A 17,269-nucleotide genomic window follows, 5' to 3' on the forward strand; every position below is an offset into this window, starting at 1 on the left:
CTACGGGGGGAGTGACGGGCCCCGCCGCATGCCCGTTCCCACCGCGCCCCGCTGTCGCGCTCACGCGGCGCGCATCCGGCAGCGCGGCGCCCCGCCGCCCGTACGGCCGCCACAGCCGCCCCCACGGACCCGGCGTCCCGGGCCGGAACACCGGGCACCCCGCCCGCGGACGGCATAGCGTGAACGCAGGGGGCGGCCGCACGGCCGCAGGACCGACGGCCCGGCGGGACCGGGCGGAGGGGAGCGGAGCAGCGATGGCGGCAGAGCGCATGGTGGTCGTCGGGGGCGACGCGGCGGGCATGTCCGCCGCGTCCCAGGCCCGACGGCTGCGGAAGCCGGACGAGCTGGAGATCGTGGCCTTCGAGCGCGGGGCCTTCACCTCCTACTCGGCCTGCGGCATCCCGTACTGGGTCGGCGGCGCCGTGCACTCCCGGGACGCGCTGGTCGCCCGGACGCCCGAGGAGCACCGGGCCCGCGACATCGACCTGCGGCTGCACACCGAGGTCACCGAGCTGGACCTGGACGGGCAGCGGGTCCGCACCCGGGACGCGGACGGCCGGGAGGGCTGGACGGGCTTCGACAAGCTGGTGCTGGCCACCGGGGCGGTGCCCCGCCGCCCGCCGCTGCCGGGGATCGACGCACCGGGGGTACACGGGGTGCAGACCCTGGACGACGGCTGCGCGCTCCTGGACGACCTCGAACGCCGGGAACGCGACCGCGGCGCCGAGGACGAGCGCCGGGCGGTGGTGGTCGGTGCGGGCTACATCGGCGTGGAGATGTCCGAGGCGCTGGTCCGGCGCGGGTACGCGGTCACCGTGGTGGACCGCAGCCCGCAGCCGATGTCCACGCTCGACCCGGACATGGGCGGGCTGGTGCGGGACGCCATGTGCGAGCTCGGCATCGAGGTGGTGACGGACGCGTCCGTCACCGAGGTGCGTACGGACGGGCAGGGCCGGGCCCGCTCCGTCGTCACCGAGCGGGGGGAGTATCCGGCGGACCTGGTGGTGCTCGGCCTCGGCGTGCGTCCGCAGACCGCCCTGGCGGAGGCCGCCGGGCTGCCGCTGGGCGCGCGCGGCGGTCTGCTCACCGATCTCGCGATGCGGGTGCGCGGCCGGGAGAACGTCTGGGCGGGAGGCGACTGCGTGGAGGTGCTGGAGCTGGTCTCCGGCCGCACCCGGCACCTGCCGCTCGGCACGCACGCGAACAAGCAGGGCCAGGTCATCGGCACCAACGCGGGCGGCGGCTACGCGACCTTCCCCGGCGTGGTGGGCACCGCGGTCAGCAAGGTGTGCGACCTGGAGATCGGCCGTACGGGCCTGCTGGAGCGGCAGGCGCGGGAGTCCGGGCTGCGCTACGTCACCGCCACCATCGAGTCGACCAGCCGGGCCGGCTACTACCCGGGCACCCGGCCGATGCACGTGAAGATGCTGGCGGAGCTGCGCACGGGCCGGGTGCTGGGCGTGCAGATCGTGGGCCGCGAGGGCGCGGGCAAGCGGGTGGACATCGCGGCGGTCGCCCTCACCGCGGGCATGACGGCGGAGCAGATGACCGCGCTGGACCTCGGGTACGCCCCGCCGTTCTCCCCGGTCTGGGACCCGGTGCTGGTGGCCGCCCGCAAGGCCGTCTCCGCCCTGCGCGACCGCGGCTGAGCGGGGAGGGCGGCCGGCCCGCGTACGTCCCCGCGGCGGCGGGCCTGCGCGCGCCGGCCGGCCACCGCCCTCGCCCGTCCGCCTGCTGAACGCCCGTCACCGGACTGGACCACTAAAGGTCCGTGCGGTGTCTGGTTCTTGCCCGCGCACGCTGCAACGATGTGCCGTCTCCGCAGCCCGCCGGCCCACGCGGCGCCGCCCCCGCCGGTGCGTGCCCGCACCGGCCCCCACCGGCACGCCCGTGGCCGCACCGCCCATGTCCATGTGAGGAGCGTTCGGATGCAGCAGCCCACGCGCAGACAGGCCCTGGCCGGCGCCGCCGGCGTCGCGGCGGGCCTCGGCTTCGCCCAGGCGGCCGCCGCGAGCCCGCCCGACACCCCCGCCGCCCTCCGCCGGGCCGGGGAGCTGACCCGCGGCATGTCGCTGGAGGAGAAGGTCGGCCAGCTCTTCGTGCTGGAGGTCTACGGTCAGGCGGCCGACACGGTGCATGCGGGGAACCGTTCGCTCTACGGCGTGGACACGCCGGCCGAGGTGCTGGAGAAGTACCGGCCGGGCGGGGTCATCTACTTCGACGCGCGGCGCGGGCCGGACAACGTGCGCGCGCCCCGGCAGATCGCCCGGCTCTCCAACGGCCTCCAGCGGGCCAGCCGCCTCCCGCTGATCATCTCCGTGGACCAGGAGGGCGGCAGCGTCGTCTACCGCCTGACCGACCCGGCCACCCTGATGCCCGGGAACATGGCGCTGGCCGCCTCCGGCGCGGCCCGCGACAGTCACGACTCCGCGCGGGTCATCGGCACCGAACTCGCCGCCGTGGGCATCAACCAGAACTACGCCCCGGTCGCCGACGTCAACATCAACCCGGAGAACCCGGTCATCGGCGTCCGTTCGTTCGGCTCCGACCCGGGGCTCTGCGCCGAGCTGGTCGCCTCGGCCGTGCGCGGCTACCACCGTGGCCGTGTCGCCAGCGCCGCCAAGCACTTCCCGGGGCACGGGGACACCGACACCGACTCGCACACCGGCCTGCCCGAGATCACCCACACCCGCGAGGAGCTGGACCGGATCGACCTGCCGCCGTTCCGCGCGGCCGTCCGGCGCGGGGTGGACACCATCATGACGGCGCACATCGTCGTCCCCGCCCTGGACCCGAGCGGGGTGCCGGCGACCATGTCGCACCCCATCGTCACCGGACTGCTCCGCGAGGAGCTGGGCTTCGAGGGGCTGATCGTCACCGACGCGCTGGACATGCGCGGCGCCTCCGGCGAGTTCCCGCCGGACGTCGCCCCCGTACGGGCGCTGCAGGCGGGTTGCGACCAGCTCGTGCTGGCGCCGCAGACGGACGTGGCGTACGCGGCGGTGCTGGACGCGGTGCGCTCGGGCGAGCTCTCCGAGGAGCGCATCGACGCCTCGGTGCGCCGGGTGCTGCTGCACAAGCTGCGCCGTGGGCTGTTCCTCCGGCCGTACGTGGACGAGGACCGGGCCGAGCGGGTGGCCGGCCGGCGGCGCCACCGGGCCGTCGCCCGCGCCGTGACCGACCGCACCGTCACGCTGGTGCGGAACGCGGACGGGCTGCTGCCGCTGGACCCGGGCACCGCGCGGTCGGTGCTGGTGACCGGCTGGGGCGTGACCACCACCGCCACCCTGGCCGACGCGATCGAGGACCACCCGGGCCAGACCACGCAGGTGCTTCAGACCGGCTCCCGGCCGTCCGCCGCCCGCATCGAGGAGGCGGTGGCCGCGGCCCGCGCCGCCGACCTGGTGGTGGTCAGCTGCAACGCGGCGGCGGCCTGGGGCGAGGGCGGCGTCGCGCAGGCCGCCCTGGTGGAGGCGGTGCGGGCGACCGGCACGCCGGTGGTGGCGGTCGCGGTGCGCAACCCGTACGACATCCGGCGCTTCCCCGCGGTGCCGGCCTACCTGGCGACCTACTCCTACGGCGCGCCGTCCCTGGACGCGGTGGCGCGGGCGCTCTACGGCGAGCTGAACCCGGGCGGCCGGCTGCCGGTGTCCGTGCCGACTCTGGACGACCCGGAGGCCACGCTCTACCCGTTCGGGCACGGGCTGAGCTACTGAGCCCGCGGGCGGCCGGACCCCTGGGGGTGGGCCCGGCCGCCCGCGCACCGGGGACGCCCCGGGTCGCCCCGGGCATGATGGCGACATGAGCACCGAGCAGCCGGAGCACCGGAACCCCCCGCGGCCCGGTACGGCGGCCGCCCGCCCCGCGGAAGCGTCCGGGCCCGCCGAGGCCGCACCCGCCGGCGGTGCACCCGGCGACACCTCGCCCGCCGCGCCCGCCGCACCCGCCACGACCGGCACCCCCGCAGCCGCAGCCACGCCGTCCGGGCCCCCGGGCCCCGCTCCCGCGGACGAGGGCGGCGAGCCGGCCTGCCTGCTCGACCGCGTCTGCCCGGAGTGCGGCGGCCTCGCCGACGCACCGCCGCCGACCGCCTGCCCCCGCTGCGGAGCCCCGCTCCCCCGCCTCTGAGCGCCGGCCCTGAGCGGCTCCCGAGCCACCACCTCGCCGTTCGGCGCCCCGGCATCCCCGTCCACCCTGAGCCGGGCGGATGGGCGCCACACCGGGCGGACCCGCGTTTGGGGGAGGCCGCTCGCGGTCACTCGCTCCCGCGACATGTGCGCCGGGACGTCGCCGCCCCCCAGGGGCGGAGACGTCCCTCTGGTGGGAGGTGGACCGGTGGGACGAGCGGGGCGCGTGGCCGCCGACGTGGGCGTCGGGCTGGCCGCCGGACTGGCCGGCACGCTGGCCATGACGGTGAGCAGCACCGTCGAGATGAAGGTGCGCGGCCGCGGCGGCAGCAGCAGCCCGGCCGACGCCGCCGGGAAGCTGCTCGGCGTCCGCCCGGCGGACGAGGAGGGCGAACAGCGCTTCTCCCAGGCCGTGCACTACGGCTACGGCACCGCCTGGGGCGCCGCCCGCGGGCTCCTCGCCTCCCTCGGCCTCGGCCCGGCCGCGGCCTCCGCGGCCCATCTCGGCCTCGTCTGGGGCAGCGAGCAGGTGATGCTCCCGGCGCTGGACGTGTCCCCGCCCGCCACGCAGTGGGGCGCGCGGGAGGTGGCCGTCGACGCCCTGCACCACGTGGTCTACGCCGCGGCGACCGGCGCCGCGTACACCCTGCTGGACCGGAACCGCTGAACCCGTTCCGGAACCCCGGATCCCGCACCGGTCGCCGCGCCGCGCCCTCACCCTCGGGCAGTCGCCCGGCACCGCGGCGGATCACCGACACCGCCCTTCGAGGAGGCAGCACGATGAACCCCGTGGTCGGCGAGGAGGATGCCGAGCGGCACGTCCGCGGCGTCTGTTTCAAGACGGGTCCGCCCCGGCGCACCGGGGTCGAGCTCGAGTGGCTCGTGCGCGACCCCGCGGATCCGCACCTTCCCGTGCCCGCCGCACGCCTGGACGCGGCGCTCGCGCCGCTGACGGCCCGCGGCGGGCTTCCGTATGGCGGCCGCATCACCCTGGAGCCCGGCGGCCAGGTCGAGCTCAGCTCCCGCCCGGCCGGTTCCCCGGCCGCCTGTGTGGCGGCGGTGGCGGCCGAGCTCGCCGTACTGCGGCGGCACCTGGCCGGAGCCGGACTGGTCCTGGACGGCACCGGGCTGGACGCCCACCGCAGCCCGCCCCGCATCCTGGACCAGCCCCGCTACCGGGCGATGGAGGCGCACTTCGACCGGGACGGTCCCTGGGGCCGGGTCATGATGCGCTGCACCGCCGCGGTGCAGGTCTGTGTGGACGCCGGCGACGAGAGCGACGGCGTGACGGGCTACCGCTTCCGCTGGCTGCTCGCGCACCGGCTCGGCCCCGTGCTGGTGGCCGCCTTCGCCAACTCCCCGCTGCACCGCGGCCGCCCCACCGGCTGGGCCTCCTACCGGCAGGCGGTGTGGGCCCGGATGGACCCCGGCCGCACCCGGCGTCCGCTCGGCGCCCGGCGCTGCCCGCGTACCGCCTGGGCGCGGTACGCGCTGGACGCCCGGCTGATGTGCGTGCCCGGCGCCGGCGACTGGTCCCCGCCGCCGGGGCTCCCGCTGCGGGCCTGGCTGCGGGGCGGCTGGACGGAACGGCCGCCCACCCTGGCCGACGTGGACTACCACCTGACGACGCTCTTCCCCCCGGTCCGGCCGCGCGGGCACCTCGAACTGCGGATGATCGACGCCCAGCCGGGCGACGACTGGATCGTCCCGCTCCTGGTGACGGCCGCGCTGCTGGACGACCCGGAGGCCGCCGAGCGGGCGTGGGAGGCGACCGCGCCGCTGACCCGTGGCGGGCGCGCCACGCCCCCGTGGAGCGCCTGGCTCCGCGCCGCCCGCCACGGCCCCGCCGACCCCGCCACCGGCGCGGCCGTACGGGCCTGCTTCGACGCCGCCCTGACCGCCCTGGACCGGCCCGGCGTGCCCGCCGGTCTGTGGCGCGCGGCGGCCTCGTACGCCGAGCGCTACCCGCTGCGGGGCCGCTGCCCCGCCGACGACCGGGCCGACGCGCCGTCCCGGGGCCCCGCACCCGCGCCCCTGGACCTGCTGGAGGGTGCGCCGTGACGGGCCCGCCCGCGTGACCGTACGCGCCTCCGCGCACCCGGTCACCGGCCCGCACCAGAGCCGGGACTCCCCCGGGGCCCCGGACCCGGCACCCGGCAGGCAGCCCCGCACACCCAGGACCCGCTGGAAGGAGCCTCATGAACCCCCGTGGACACCCGGCACCGCCTCCCGCCGCCCCGACTCCCGCCGGCACTCCCTCCGCCGCTCCCGGCAGCGCTCCGGGCACGGCCCCGGACGCCGCTCCGGCACCCGGCACCGCGGACCACGCGGCGGCGGCCCTGGAGCGGGCGCGGCTGCGCACCCACGCCCTGACCGACTGCCTGGACGAGGCCGGGCTGACGGCCCAGCACTCACCGCTGATGTCCCCGCTGGTCTGGGACATGGCGCACATCGCGAACCAGGAGGACATCTGGCTGCTGCGCGAGGCGGGCGGCCGCCCCGCGCTGCGCGGGGACCTCGACCCGCTCTACGACGCCTTCCGGCACCCGCGCGCGGACCGCCCCGAGCTGCCGCTGCTGGGCCCGGAGGCCGCCCGCGCCTACCTCGCCGAGGTCCGCGCCGGGGCGCTGCGGGTGCTGGCGGAGTCGCCGCTCGCCGGTGACCCGCTGCACGAGGGCGGCTTCGTCTTCGGCATGATCGCCCAGCACGAGCAGCAGCACGACGAGACCATGCTCGCCACCCACCAGCTCCGGCGCGGCCCGGCCGTGCTGGAGGCGCCCCGGCCGCCGGCCGCCGGGGCGGCCTCGCACGGGCTGCCGCGCGAGGTCCTGGTGCCCGGCGGGGAGTTCACCATGGGCACCAGCACCGACCCGTGGGCGCTGGACAACGAGCGGCCCGCGCACACCGTCTCCGTCCCGGCCTTCCGGCTGGACACCACCCCGGTCACCTGCGCCGCCTACCAGGAGTTCCTGGCCGACGGCGGGTACGCGGACCCGCGCTGGTGGCATCCGGAGGGCTGGAAGTACCGCCGGGACAAGGGCATCGAGGCCCCGCTCTTCTGGCGCCGGGAGGGAGACACCTGGGTACGGCGCCGCTTCGGCGTGCTGGAGGAGGTGCCGCCGGACGAGCCGGTACTGCACGTGAGCTGGTACGAGGCGGACGCGTACGCCCGCTGGGCCGGGCGGCGGCTGCCCACCGAGGCCGAGTGGGAGAAGGCCGCACGCCACGACCCGGCGACCGGCCGGACGCTGCGGAACCCCTGGGGCGACGCGGACCCGCGCGCGGGCCAGGCCAACCTCGGACAGCACCACCTCCAGCCCGCGCCGGCCGGGCAGTACGCCACCGGGGCGGCGCCCTGCGGGGCCCGGCAGCTCCTCGGCGACGTCTGGGAGTGGACCTCCTCCGACTTCACCGGCTACCCGGGCTTCCGGGCCTTCCCCTACCGGGAGTACAGCGAGGTCTTCTTCGGCAGCGCGCACAAGGTGCTGCGCGGCGGGTCCTTCGGCACCGACCCGGTGGCCTGCCGGGCGACCTTCCGGAACTGGGACTTCCCGGTCCGGCGGCAGATCTTCGCCGGGTTCCGCACCGCGTGCGACGCGGACGGCCCCGGCGGAGCGCCCGGCCGGGACGGGCGGCGTGGCGGCGGGAGCGTCTGATGTGCCGTCATCTCGCCCGGCTGGGCCCGGTCCGCACGCTGGCCGAGCAGATCGTCGAACCACCGCACGGGCTGTACCGGCAGGCGTGGGAGCCGCGCCGGCAGCGGCACGGCACGGTCAACGCCGACGGTTTCGGGATCGGCTGGTACCCGCCGGACGGCGGCCCGGAGCCCGCCCGCTACCGCCGTGCGGTGCCCATTTGGGCCGACCCCAACCTGCCCGACCTCGCCCGCACCCTCCGCTCCGGCGCGGTGCTGGCCGCCGTACGGGACGCCACCCCCGGCGCCTGCCAGGGCGAGGGCGCCTGCGCCCCCTTCCGCACCGGACGCTGGCTCTTCAGCCACAACGGCTCCGTGGACGACTGGACGCGCCTGCCCGCCGACACCGGCGAGCCGGTCTCCGCCGAGGAACTCCTCGGGCTGGAGGCGCACTGCGACTCCGCCCTGCTGTGGGCGCTGGTCGCCCGGCGGCTGGGCGCCGGGGAGCCGCCCGGCGCGGCCCTCGCCGCGGTGGTGCGCGCGGTGGCCGCCGTACGCCCCGGCAGCCGGCTCAACCTGCTGCTCACCGACGGCCGTACGGTGACCGCCGTCCGCTGGGGCGACACCCTCTGCCACCGCACGACGTCCGGCGACGCGCCGTCCACGGTCGTCGCCTCCGAACCCCTCGACGACGGCGACTGGCAGGACGTGCCGGACCGCTCCCTGCTGCACGCCACCCCCGGCACGGCGGAGATCACCCCGCTCACGCCGGGGCCGCGCGCCGCCGTACCGGCCGCCGCGACCGCGGCCGCCGCCCCCTCCCCGTACGAGGTCGCAGAGAGGACGTTCCCCTCATGAACACCACCCCGGAACGCTTCACGCTCCACCACCGCCTGCCGGAGCACCACTTCACCGACGCCCTCCACACCGACGTGCTGAAGGGCCTCACCGCCACGCCCAAGACGCTGCCGCCCAAGTGGTTCTACGACGCCCGCGGCAGCCGGCTGTTCGAGACGATCACCACGCTGCCCGAGTACTACCCGACCCGCGCGGAACGGGAGATCCTCGCCCGGCAGGCCGGCGAGGTGGCCCGCCGCACCCGGGCCCGTACCCTCGTCGAGCTGGGCTCCGGCTCCTCGGCGAAGACCCGGCTGCTGCTGGACGCGCTCACCGCCGAGGGGACGCTGGAGGAGTACGCGCCCCTGGACGTCTCGCGGGACGCCCTGGAGGAGGCCGGGGCGGCGCTCTGCCGCGCCTACCCGGACCTGCGGGTGACGGCCACCGTCACCGACCTGGACGCCGGCCCGGCACTGCCGCGGGCCGCCTCCGGGCCCCGGCTGGTCGCCTTCCTGGGCTCCACCATCGGCAACCTGGACCGGGCGCAGCGTGCCGCCTTCCACGCCGGGCTGCGGGCGGAGATGGCCCCGGGGGACGCGCTGCTGCTCGGTGCCGACCTGGTCAAGGACCCGGAGACGCTGCGCCGCGCCTACGACGACGCGCTCGGCGTCACCGCGGACTTCAACCTCAACGTCCTGCGGGTGCTCAACCGCGAGCTGGAGGCCGACTTCGACCTCTCCGCCTTCGCCCACCGGGCGGTGTGGGACGCCCGTGACGAGCGCGTCGAGATGCGGCTGCGTTCCCGGCGCCCGCAGACGGTGAAGCTCCCCGCTCTCGACCTGGCCGTGGACTTCGCCCGGGACGAGGACCTGCGCACCGAGATCTCCGTGAAGTTCCGCCGCTCCGGGCTCACCGCCGAGCTGGAGGGCGCCGGCTTTGCGGTGCGCGCCTGGTGGACGGACCACCGCGACCGCTTCGCCCTGCTGCTGGCGGAACCGGTCTGAGCACCGCCCGGTCCGGTCGCGCGGCACCGTGACCGGACCGGTGGCCCTGGCCGGCCGACCCGCCGGCCGCCTGCCCGCCGGTCCGGGCGCCGCCGCGACCGGCCCGGGCGGCCTGCGGGTCCGCCCGCCTGCCCCGGGCGCCCTGCCGCCGTACGATCCGCCCCGGCCGGTGCCGGGCCCGCCTCCGGGTCCGGCACCGGCCGTTCGTACGGCCGGCGGCGGCGCACCCGGCTCACGCGGTACCGCCCCGGGAGACGGGCGCCGGGCCCGTCTCCCCCTCGCCGGGGTGTGAGGTTAGGCTTACCTAAACCACCGTCCGGGAGGGGCAGCATGGGACACGGCTGGCAGGGCGTCGCCCTGAAGCTGCTGCGCGGCAAGGACTTCGTCTTCACCGTGCGCTCCAACGAACGGGTGTCCGAGCGGCTTCACCGGCTCTCCTTCTCCGACGGGGGCATGCTCCGCGCGACGGGCACCCACCCGACCATGTGGGCACGGCTCTGGTTCGACGACGACGGCCGCCCGCACCAGCGCGCGTACACCGTGGTCGACCCGGACCCCGGCGCCGGCACCTTCCACATGGAGTTCGCCCTGCATCCGGGACGCGCGAGCGACTGGGCGCGCGCCGCCGCGCCCGGCGACCGGATCGAGGCGACCGTCCAGGGCACCGGCTTCACCGTGCCGGACCCGCCGCCCTCCCGGCTCCTCGTGGTCGGCGACCCGGCCTCCCGGCCCGCCGTCGACTCGTTGCTGGAGGCGATGCCGGGCACACCGGCCACCGTCTGGTTCGAGACCACGCACCCCGGGGACGCCGACGGCGTCCCGCGGCACCGCACGGCGGACCACGAGGTGCTGCCGGTGCCGCGCCGGGACGGCGGGGCCCTGCTCGCCGAGACCGTGCGGCGGGAGCTGCCCGGGCGCCTGGACGACCGTGCCTTCCTGTGGATCGCCTGTGACACCACGACCACCCGCGCCCTCGCCGGCCACGCCCGCAGGCAACTCGGCCTGCCGAAACAGCGGTTGCACGCCTTCGGCTACTGGCGGCCGGAGTGACCGCACCACCGTGGTGCAGCCGGTCCGCAGGAGCGTCCGGGAGAGCCGCCCCGAAGCAGCCGGCCCGCAACAGCGCCCCGGAGAAAGCCACACCGGAGCAGCCCGTCGCAGGAGCGCCCCGGAGAGCCACCCCGGTGCAGGGCACCCCCGGCGGCGCGGCGCACCGCACGAAACCCACCCTCGTCCTGCCCGGAGAACCGGGCCCGCCCCGGAACGGAGCCGCCCCGTGACCGTGACCGCCCCTGCCGACGACGAGCCCGCGCGCAGCGTTCGCCCCGCGCCTTTGCCGGAGGCTCTGCGCGGCCGCACGGTCGTGGTCAAGTTCGGCGGGAACGCCATGGTGGACGACGCGCTGCGGCGGACGTTCGCGGACGACGTGGCCGCGCTGTGGCACGCGGGCGTGCGCCCCGTGGTGGTGCACGGCGGCGGACCGCAGATCAGCGCCATGCTGGAGCGGCTGGAGCTGGAGGTCCGCTTCGAGGCGGGCCTGCGGGTGACCACCCCGGAGACCCTGGACGTGGTCCGCATGGTGCTGACCGGCCGGGTGCAGCGCGAACTGGTCGAAGCCCTCAACGCCCACGGGCCGCTGGCCGTCGGCATGTCCGGTGAGGACGCCCACACCCTGACCGCCGTGCGGCGCACGGCCCGGGCCGGCGGCCGACCGGTGGACCTCGGGCGCGTCGGGGAGATCGTCTCCGTGGCGCCGGAGACGGTACGGGCCCTGCTGGACCTGGGTCGCGTCCCGGTGGTCTCCCCGGTGGCGCGGGGCACCGACGGGCGGGGCTACAACGTGAACGCCGACCTCGCGGCCGCGGCGCTGGCCGCCGCGCTGGACGCCGAGCGGCTGGTGATGCTCACCGACGTCGCCGGTCTGTACGCGGACTGGCCGCACAGCACCGAGGTCGTCCCGCGCCTGACGGCCGGTGAACTGGCCACGCTGCTCCCGGAACTGGCCGGCGGGATGCTGCCGAAGATGGAGGGCTGCCTGCGGGCGGTACGGGCGGGCGTACGCGGCGCACAGGTGCTGGACGGGCGGGTACCGCACGCGGTGCTCCGTGCCCTGGGGCCCGCGCCCGCGCCCGGCACCCTCGTCGTCCCTGACCCCGCCCCGGGCCGCGTCCCGGGCCGCGCAGCGCGGGACGTACCCGCTCGCAGACAGCAGGCGCCCACCCGCACCTGACCGCGAGCGCTGCGACGCCCCGGGCGGCACCGGCCGCCGGGCCGCGCCCGGGGCCGCCCCGGCTCCCGGCGCGGGTCAGAGCGCGCGGGCGAGCACCCGGGCGTTGCGGCGCGGGTCGAGCGACCGGGCCCAGGCGGCAGGCGCCAGGCTCGCCGGGACCGGGGCGAAGCCGTGCCGGAGGAAGAGCCGGGCGTTGCCGGTGGTCGCGGTGAACAGCGCGCCGCGTGCCTCCGCCCGGGCGCCCGCCAGCGCGGTACGCAGCAGCCGGGCACCCAGGCCGCAGCCCTGCCGGTGCCGGGCGACGCAGACGTTGTAGAGGACTGCCGAGGCCCGGCCGCCGTGCGGCGCCTCGGGGTGGACGCGGAGGGCGAGGCAGGCCTCCAGGGCGCCGTCGGGCGCCTCGGCCACCAGGAAGTCGGCGGCGCGGGCGGCGTAGACGTGGCGGGGCCGGTCGCGCAGCGCGCCGGAGTGGACGAACGGCCGGGAGAGCGCAAGGAGGGCGGGGGCGTCGCCGGGGCGCGCAGGGCGCACGAGGAAGGGGCCCCCGGACGGAACGGCCGGCGCGTTGCGGGCGTGCGCCCCGGTGGACGGAGCAGGCGCGGCGTGCGGGGAGGTGCGGAGTGCGCGGACCGGTGGCGGGGCGGGGCGCGGCGTAGCCGTGATCAACAGAGTCCTTCCTCGGGTCCGCCGTACGCGCGGGGCCGGTGTGCGGGGCGCACACGGCCCCGCACACGAGGGCACGACCAAGGTTAGCCTTACCTAAGTCAATTGCCCAAGCCGGTACGCCGGGCGGCGTCCCCGGCGCCGCCCACGGGGCGCGGCCGCGCGACCGCGCAGGCCGCCGCATATCCCCGCGGGACGGGGACGTCCGCCAGCGACCATCCCGGGAGCGACGCCGGTACGGCGCCGGTCCCCACATAGCTCACCGCCGGGTCCTCGCCGAGGCCGATGCCGACGCCCTTCAGGTACGCCTCCTTGCGGACCCAGCAGCGGGCGAACGCCGCCGGCCGGTCGCGGCCCGGCAGCTCCGCCAGTTCCGCCCGCTCGGCCGGGTGGAGCACCGCCGCCACCTCCTCCGCGGTGCCGGACGCGGGCGCCGCCTCCACGTCCACGCCGACCGGGCGGTCCGCGAAGCCGAGCAGCACGACGTCGCCCGCGTGCGAGAGGGAGAAGTGCAGCGGCGCCCCGGCGACCGCGGGCCGGCCGTGCGGCCCGCCACAGCCCGGGCAGGCCTCGCGGACCAGGCGCACCGCCTCCGGCGCGCACGCCAGCGAGGCGCCGAGCAGCCGGCGGAGCGCGACATGGGCGACCCGGTAGCGGTCACGGTCCGCCTCGCGGACGAACTGCCGGCAGCGGGCCCGCTCGCCCTCGTCCAGCAGCCCCTCGTCCCGCCCGGCCCGCCGCCGGTACGCACTCACCCGTACGGCCCACAGCCGGGGCCCGGAGCCGGGCACCCACGGACCGGGCAGGGAGGCGTCCTCCAGCCAGACCGGGGGCGCGGGTGTTCCGGCGTCCGCCCGGGAGTCCGGAGACGCCGTGGCGGAGCCGGACGCCGTGGCGGACGGGGACGCCGTGGCGGACGGGGACGCGGGGGACGCCCGGGAGACCGTGGAGGCCCGCGGGTCCGGGGCCCCCGTGGGTGCGCCGCCGGACGGCCCGGAGGCGGGCGGCACGGCGGGCCGTTCCGCGGGCTCCCGCGCCTCCGGCCCGGTCATGCGGCGCTCCCGGCCGCGGCCGGTCCCTCCCCCGCGCGGCGGCCGTCCACATAGGTGGCGACCACCTCGATGTCCCCGATCCGGCCTGGGTCCACCCGCCGCGGGTCGTCCCCGAGCACCGCGAGGTCGGCCCGCTTGCCCGGGGTGAGGCTGCCCGCGCTCGCCTCCCACCGGCAGGCGTACGCTCCGGCCACGGTGTACGCGCGCAGCGCCTCCTCGACCGGCACGCTCTCCTCCGGGCCGATCACCCGGCCGCTGACGGAGGCCCGTTCGGCCAGGAACTGCACGGCCCGCAGCGGCGCGCCGTCGGTGACGGGCCGGTCGGAGCTGCCGACCAACGTGACCCCGTGGTCGAGGAAGCCCCGCCCCCGGTAGAGCCACGGCGCCCGCCCCTCGCCCATGATGTCCGCGTAGTCGTCGCCGAAGTACCGCAGGAAGTTGGGCTGCACCACGGCGCTGAGACCCAGCCGGGCGAACCGGGGAAGCTGGTCCGGCCGGATCAGCCCGGCGTGCTCGATGCGGTGCCGCGCCTCCGGGCGCGGCCGCAGCCGCTGCGCCCGTTCCAGCGCGTCCAGCGCGAGGTCGGCGGCGCGGTCGCCGATGGCGTGCACCGCGAGCTGCCACCCGGCGAGATGGCCGTCCACGATCAGATCCGCGAGCCGTTCCGGGTCGTCCTGGAGCTCCCCGGTGGTCTCCAGTCCCTCGTACGGCGCGGTGAGCGCGGCGGTACGCGCCATCATGCCGCCGTCGGTGTAGATCTTCAGCGCGCCCAGGGAGAGCCAGTCGTCACCGAACCCGGTGCGCAGGCCCAGGTCCATCGCGCGCGGTATGCCGTCGTCCGCGTGCGCGGCGCGCGGCCGGAGGGTGTCGCCGGCGGCCATGAGCTGGACCCGCAGCGGCAGCCAGCCGCGGTCCCGCAGCAGTTGGTAGGCGCCGATCTCGACCGGGCTGTGGCCCAGCAGCCCGCCGCCCACCCCGGCCTCGGCGCAGGCGGTCACCCCCTCGGCGAGGCAGAGGCGGGCCGCGCGCTCGACGGCGTCGGCCAGCTCCTCCTGGGAGTACGGCAGCCGGAGCCGGCGGGCGGCGGCCATGGCGCTCTCCGCGAGGAAGCCGTCCCGGTGCGGGACGCCGTCCGGAAGCTGCTCCAGCACGGGGCCGTTGACCACGCAGGCGTGCCCGGAGTCGTGCATCAGGAAGACCTTGCGCCCCGCGCCGGCCCGGTCCAGCTCGGCGGCGGTGAGATGCCGGCCGAGGGCTCGCTGGTCGTAGCCGCCGAGGTCCACCCAGGCTCCGGGCGGCTTACGGGCCGCGGCCTCGGCGACCACGGCGAGCACGTCGTCGACGCGGGTGCACGGCGCCACGCTGGGGGTGCTCGCCTTGAGGCCGGCCCACGCCAGATGCACATGGCTGTCGATGAATCCCGGCAGCACGGTGGCGCCGTCCAGATCGACCACCTCGCGGGCGGGCAGCGCCCGGGCCTCCTCGTCCAGCGCCACGATCCGTCCCCGCCAGACCCCCAGGTCGCGGGCGACGGGCCGGTCCCGGTCCATGGTGAGGAACTGCGCGTTCGTCAGCCGGGTGCAGAGCATGGGCGATCCGTCCCTGGGGCTAGCGGGTCTCAGCCGGCACGACGCCGGCGCCGGCGGTGGCGGTGGCGGTGGCGGGTGCGGAGGGCGCGCCCTCCGGCGGGTCGTGCCGCCGGGGGGCGGCGGGCACCATCAGCGGCGTCCCGGTCTCCGGGTCCTCGATGATCCGGCAGGGCAGCCCGAAGACCTCCTCGACCAGCTCGGCGCTCATCACCCGGGCCGGATCGCCCTCGGCCGCCACGGCACCGCCCGGTCCCAGCACGATCAGATGCGTGGCGTAGCGGCACGCCTGGTTGAGGTCGTGCAGCACGGCGACGACGGTGTGCCCGCGCCGCGCGTGCAACCCGGCGCACAGGTCCAGCACCTCCACCTGGTGGGCGATGTCCAGATAGGTCGTCGGCTCGTCCAGCAGCAGGACCGGGGTCTGCTGGGCGAGGACCATGGCGAGCCACACGCGTTGCCGCTGACCGCCGGAGAGGTCGTCCACCGGCCGGTCGGCGAGATCCAGCACACCGGTCTGCCGCATCGCCTCCGTCACCGCCGCCTCGTCCTCGGCCGACCACTGCCGCAGCAGCCGCTGGTGCGGGTAGCGGCCACGCGCCGTGAGGTCCCCGACCGTGATGCCGCCGGGCGCGGTCGAGGACTGCGGCAGCAGCCCGAGCCGCCGGGCGACCTCACGCGACGGGTACGAGGAGATAGCCGCACCGTCCAGATAGACCTGCCCCGCCCGCGGCTTGAGCATCCGGGCCAGCGCCTTGAGCAGGGTGGACTTGCCGCAGGCGTTGGGGCCCACGATGACCGTGAAGGAGTCGTCGGGGATGTCGACCCCGAGCGAGGTGGCCACCGTCCGCTGGTCGTAGGCGAGCGTCAGGTCCTCGGCCCGCAGCCGGGGCCCCGGCGCTTTCGTGTCCGTCATGCGCGGCTCTTTCGTGACTCGGTGATGAGCAGCCCGATCAGGTAGAGACCCCCGATGGTGCCGGTGGCGGTGCCGACCGGGAGCAGCGCGGGGGCGAAGAGACGCTGGGCGACGAGGTCGCTGATGGTCAGCAGCAGCGCGCCCATCAGCGCGGCGGGCACCAGCGTGGGGCCGGGCGACCGGGTCAGCCGCCGGGCGAGCTGCGGGGCGGCCAGCGCGATGAACCAGATGGGGCCGGTCACCGCGGTGGCGAAGGCGGCCAGGGCGACGCTGACCAGCAGCAGCGCCGTACGGGTGCGGCCCACGTTGATCCCGAGGCCCATGGCGGTGACGTCGCCCATCTCCACCATCGACAGCCGGCGGGAGAGCAGCAGCGCCGGCGGCAGCAGCACGGCGACGGCGAGGGCGATCGCCTGCGCGTGCTCCCAGCCGCGGTTGTTCAGGCTGCCGATCAGCCACGCCTGGGCCTCCAGCGCCTCCTGCCAGGTGGCCCGGGTGATCAGGTACGAGTTGACGGCGAGCAGCAGCGCGCTGACGCCGATGCCCATGACGACCAGCCGGAAGCCCTGGATGCCGCGGCCCAGCATGAGCAGGGAGACGGCGAGGGCGGTGGCCAGCCCGCCGATCAGGGCGCCGAGCGCGATCTGCACCATGCTGCCGTGCAGCACGATGATGACCACCAGCGCCCCCACGGCGGAACCGTTGGTGAAGCCGATGACGTCGGGGCTGCCGAGCGCGTTCCGGGTCAGGCTCTGCAGCACCGCCCCGCTCACCGCCAGGGCCGCGCCGACACAGAGCGCGGTCACCAGCCGGGGCATCCGCAGGGTGTTGACGACGAAGTCGGCGGCGCCCGAGCCGTTCCCCACCACGGCCTGCAGCACCTCGCCGAGGGACAGTTCGAAGTCGCCGGTGGTGAGGGTGACGGCCATGACGACCAGCAGGGCCGCTCCGAGCACGGCGGAGACGACCAGGACGCGGGCCTGGAGGCGCAGCGCCACCCGGCCGCCGCCGGTGCGCACCACCACCCCGGTCACCACCCGCTGCCGCGCCCCCGAGGCCGCACGCGCACCCTTCGCCTGCGACACCGTGGCCTCACGCGCGTCGCTCACAGCACCATCCCGTTCGCTTCTCCGCCCGCTCGGCGCAGCAGCACGAGACACCTTCCCCTGCGACACCGTGGCCTCACGCGCGTCGCTCACAGCACCATCCCGTTCGCTTCT

15 protein-coding genes are annotated in these 17,269 nt (G+C 77.0%); 10 read left to right on the forward strand and 5 right to left on the reverse strand.

Annotated features, from left to right (window positions below; genetic code table 11):
- Window positions 1-254: 254 nt before the first annotated feature.
- The 10 genes from HOY81_RS04350 to argB all read left to right on the forward strand — a co-directional run bounded on the left by HOY81_RS04350 (window position 255) and on the right by argB (window position 11,832).
- The gene (locus HOY81_RS04350; protein WP_237318287.1) at window positions 255-1,649 is read left to right on the forward strand and encodes an FAD-dependent oxidoreductase; all 1,395 of its coding nucleotides are present in this window, start codon (window positions 255-257) and stop codon (window positions 1,647-1,649) included.
- A 279-nt stretch (window positions 1,650-1,928) separates the two neighbouring features.
- On the forward strand, window positions 1,929-3,716 hold the full coding sequence (locus HOY81_RS04355) for a glycoside hydrolase family 3 protein (protein ID WP_237318289.1): 1,788 nt from the start codon (window positions 1,929-1,931) through the stop codon (window positions 3,714-3,716).
- An 85-nt stretch (window positions 3,717-3,801) separates the two neighbouring features.
- On the forward strand, window positions 3,802-4,128 hold the full coding sequence (locus HOY81_RS04360) for a hypothetical protein (RefSeq protein WP_237318291.1): 327 nt from the start codon (window positions 3,802-3,804) through the stop codon (window positions 4,126-4,128).
- Window positions 4,129-4,335: 207 nt separating this feature from the next.
- A complete protein-coding gene (locus tag HOY81_RS04365) occupies window positions 4,336-4,794 on the forward strand; it encodes a hypothetical protein (RefSeq protein WP_237318293.1) in 459 nt (152 codons plus the stop codon).
- A gap of 113 nt (window positions 4,795-4,907) precedes the next feature.
- Window positions 4,908-6,188, forward strand: coding sequence for an ergothioneine biosynthesis glutamate--cysteine ligase EgtA (egtA, locus tag HOY81_RS04370; RefSeq protein ID WP_237318296.1), 1,281 nt, complete (start codon window positions 4,908-4,910; stop codon window positions 6,186-6,188).
- Between the two features lie 137 nt (window positions 6,189-6,325).
- The gene (egtB, locus tag HOY81_RS04375; RefSeq protein ID WP_237318298.1) at window positions 6,326-7,783 is read left to right on the forward strand and encodes an ergothioneine biosynthesis protein EgtB; all 1,458 of its coding nucleotides are present in this window, start codon (window positions 6,326-6,328) and stop codon (window positions 7,781-7,783) included.
- Window positions 7,783-8,619, forward strand: coding sequence for an ergothioneine biosynthesis protein EgtC (egtC, locus tag HOY81_RS04380; protein WP_237318300.1), 837 nt, complete (start codon window positions 7,783-7,785; stop codon window positions 8,617-8,619). The genes egtB and egtC overlap by 1 nt, the downstream gene beginning before the upstream one ends.
- Window positions 8,616-9,602, forward strand: a complete 987-nt coding sequence (egtD, locus tag HOY81_RS04385) for an L-histidine N(alpha)-methyltransferase (RefSeq protein ID WP_237318302.1) — start codon at window positions 8,616-8,618, stop codon at window positions 9,600-9,602. Before egtC ends, egtD begins: the two co-directional genes overlap by 4 nt.
- 330 nt (window positions 9,603-9,932) lie before the next feature.
- Entirely contained in the window at window positions 9,933-10,652 is a 720-nt protein-coding gene (locus HOY81_RS04390; RefSeq protein ID WP_237318304.1) for a siderophore-interacting protein, read from the forward strand.
- Between the two features lie 283 nt (window positions 10,653-10,935).
- Window positions 10,936-11,832 (forward strand): acetylglutamate kinase, encoded by an 897-nt coding sequence (gene argB / locus HOY81_RS04400; RefSeq protein ID WP_237318341.1) that lies wholly within the window; start codon window positions 10,936-10,938, stop codon window positions 11,830-11,832.
- A 75-nt stretch (window positions 11,833-11,907) separates the two neighbouring features.
- Here the strand turns inward: argB and HOY81_RS04405 are convergent, their stop codons facing one another.
- From HOY81_RS04405 to HOY81_RS04425, 5 genes are all read right to left on the reverse strand, one after another.
- On the reverse strand, window positions 11,908-12,363 hold the full coding sequence (locus tag HOY81_RS04405) for a GNAT family N-acetyltransferase (protein ID WP_237318306.1): 456 nt from the start codon (window positions 12,361-12,363) through the stop codon (window positions 11,908-11,910).
- A 233-nt stretch (window positions 12,364-12,596) separates the two neighbouring features.
- Window positions 12,597-13,547: a 4'-phosphopantetheinyl transferase superfamily protein gene (locus HOY81_RS27550; protein ID WP_306423445.1), complete on the reverse strand. Its 951-nt coding sequence runs from the start codon at window positions 13,545-13,547 to the stop codon at window positions 12,597-12,599.
- Window positions 13,544-15,136, reverse strand: a complete 1,593-nt coding sequence (locus HOY81_RS04415; protein ID WP_237318308.1) for an amidohydrolase — start codon at window positions 15,134-15,136, stop codon at window positions 13,544-13,546. Before HOY81_RS04415 ends, HOY81_RS27550 begins: the two co-directional genes overlap by 4 nt.
- A 19-nt stretch (window positions 15,137-15,155) precedes the next feature.
- A complete protein-coding gene (locus HOY81_RS04420; RefSeq protein WP_237318311.1) occupies window positions 15,156-16,049 on the reverse strand; it encodes an ABC transporter ATP-binding protein in 894 nt (297 codons plus the stop codon).
- Entirely contained in the window at window positions 16,046-17,158 is a 1,113-nt protein-coding gene (locus HOY81_RS04425; RefSeq protein ID WP_237318313.1) for an iron chelate uptake ABC transporter family permease subunit, read from the reverse strand. The genes HOY81_RS04420 and HOY81_RS04425 overlap by 4 nt, the downstream gene beginning before the upstream one ends.
- Between the last annotated feature and the right edge of the window lie 111 nt (window positions 17,159-17,269).

The organism is Streptomyces sp. JJ36 (assembly GCF_021696945.1).
Lineage (GTDB): Bacteria > Actinomycetota > Actinomycetes > Streptomycetales > Streptomycetaceae > Streptomyces.